The organism is Microbacterium sp. Bi128 (assembly GCF_918698205.1).
This window is the reverse complement of sequence record NZ_CAKKMM010000777.1, coordinates 1-2379: the sequence shown is the minus strand read 5'-3', so window position 1 is coordinate 2379 and position 2379 is coordinate 1. Positions and strand designations below refer to the sequence as shown.

General features: G+C 68.7%; 3 protein-coding genes. 2 read left to right on the top strand and 1 reads right to left on the bottom strand.

All coding sequences use genetic code 11. The features are described from left to right. Positions 1–695: ABC transporter ATP-binding protein (locus LQV45_RS26105; protein ID WP_230009584.1), on the bottom strand; the 695-nt coding region annotated here is incomplete at its 3' end. 237 nt (positions 696–932) lie between these two features. Here LQV45_RS26105 and LQV45_RS26100 point away from each other — a divergent pair. Together LQV45_RS26100 and LQV45_RS26095 are read left to right on the top strand one after the other, a co-directional pair. Then, on the top strand, positions 933–1673 hold the full coding sequence (locus LQV45_RS26100; RefSeq protein ID WP_230009582.1) for a FadR/GntR family transcriptional regulator: 741 nt from the start codon (positions 933–935) through the stop codon (positions 1671–1673). A 79-nt stretch (positions 1674–1752) separates the two neighbouring features. Beyond that, positions 1753–2379: cache domain-containing protein (locus tag LQV45_RS26095; RefSeq protein WP_230009579.1), on the top strand; the 627-nt coding region annotated here is incomplete at its 3' end.

The window sequence follows — 2379 nt, the reverse complement described above, 5'->3', positions numbered from 1 at the left end:
GTGCCGATCTGTTCGATGCCGCCGTTGTTGAACACGCCGATCCTGTCGCTCATGGTCAGGGCCTCCTCCTGGTCGTGGGTGACGAAGATGAAGGTGATACCCAGCGAGCGCTGCAGTTCCTTGAGTTCGACCTGCATCTGCTGCCGGAGCTTGAGGTCCAGGGCACCGAGCGGCTCGTCCAGGAGGAGGACCTTGGGCTCGACCACCAGTGCCCGGGCCAGGGCAACGCGCTGCCGCTGGCCGCCGGAGAGCTGGGCGGGTTTGCGGCCGAGGAACTTCCCGAGCTGGACGCGGTCCAAGGCTTCCCTGGCCCGCTCCCGCCGCTGTTTCCCGGGCATGCCGCGCACCCGCAGCCCATAGGCGACGTTGTCCACGAGGGACATGTGCGGGAACAGCGCGTAGTCCTGAAATACGGTGTTGACGTCCCGCTGGAAGGGCGCCATGGCCGTGACGTCCTTGCCCTCGAGTTCGATACTCCCGGACGTCGGCAGCTCGAAGCCGGCGATCAGGCGCAGGACCGTCGTCTTGCCGGAGCCGGACGGGCCAAGCATGGAGAAGAATTCCCCGTGGCGGATGTCCAGGTCCACGCCATTTACCGCGACGGTGTCCCCGAAGACCTTGGTGAGCTTACGCAGACGGATCGCCGGAACCTCTTCCTTTCCGGTCGAGGTGCCGGCGGCCAGTGTTTCGGTCATGGGGTGCGCCTTACTCCGTTGCCGGATCGTCCACAGGAACCACGCAACCGAATGTGATCCAGTCCACACTGGGCTGCTGGGCCAAATGCTATTACTCCATAGGTTTTGTGTATAGACCCTCCGGCAAAGCCCGGATTAGGATGTCATCAGCCCGGGCGACGCGCGGCGGCACCGCGGAAGCCGCAGGGATGCACGGCCGGTGCGGGGCGGATACCGCCGGAGGGAAGGGAGGCCCGAATGGTGTTGTCGCCCACGGGCGCCTCCCGGAGCCTGGCGGCGGTGTTCACGCCGATCAAATCACGCGGGCTTGTGGATGAAGTGTGCGGCCGGATCGAACAGGCCGTGGAGACCGGGCTGCTCACCAGCGGCCAGCGGCTGCCGAACGAAACCGAGCTGGCCGCGGCCCTCGGAGTGTCCGCGGTAACGGCACGGGAGGCACTCTCCCAGCTGCGCGCCTCGGGAATCATCCGGACCGCGCGCGGCCGCAGCGGCGGAAGCTTCATCGCCGACGACGTGCTGCCCTCCCGGGAACGGGCCCTGGCGCAACTGCATGAGCTGAGCCGGCTGCAGATCAGGGACCTCGCGCTGCATTACCAGGCGATCGCCGCGGCCTGCGCGGGCGTGGCGGCCCGCCGCTCCGACGCCGCCGACATCGCCACGCTGCGCTCATTCATCCCCGCAGCGGACGATGACTCCCTGAGCTGGCGTCTGGCCCTCTCGGAGTTCCTGCTGGAAGTCGCGGCCATTGCCCGCTCGGCCCGGCTTGCCCGGGAGCTCATCCGGCTGCAGGCAGATCTCGGCACCCTCACGCTGCTGCCCTGCGCCGACACCGGCTACCGCGGACGCACCGCCGTGATCCTCGGGGACGTGGCGGCCGCCATCGAGACCCACGACCCCGGGGCCGCCGAAACGGGGGTCAAGGCCCTCATCTCCGCCACCACCGACTGGCTGCTGACCGAGCAGGCCAAGAGCTATTGACCGCACCCGCATCCCGGAGCCACGATCGTGGCCATCTTTGACCGCAAATGTCCGGCACCTTCGAGCTAAGGCAGCACCGATGTCCGAAACCACCTCCACCGCAGGCCCCACCGCAGCGTCCATGGCAGCGCCGGCCGAACCCGGCGCGGTTGAGAAGGCGGCCCAGCTGGCCGCAGCCGAACTCGACGCCACCATCGCCGGCATCGAGCACTGCCTGACGGAGTGGGCCGCTGACACCGGGGCCGCCCTGGCCGCCATGTCCGGCAAAGTCACCGGCACGGCCGTGGACAAGCTCATCCGTCCGGTGGTCGAGGAACTGGTGCAGCTGCCCGGCGGCTACGCGGCCGGAGCGGGGTTCATCGCCAACGCCGGGTTGCTCGGGCCCGGGCGCAGCTACATCGCCTGGTGGCAGGGCCCGGATCTGGAGCACGTCGACGCGCTGGCCAACTTCAGTCCCAACTCCATCAGCCGCTACGTCAAGGCCGAGTGGTTCCGGATCCCCGTGGAAACAGGACGGGCCCACGTCACCGGGCCCTACGTGGATTTCCTCTGCACCGACGAGTACGTCCTGACCTTCACGCACCCGGTGTTTACCCGCCCGGACGGCCCGGTCGCGGGAATCGTGGGCATCGACGTGACAGTTCAGCGCCTGGAACGCGGAGCCATGGCGGCGCTGCGGCGGCTCGGCGGCCGGGCCACCCTGGCC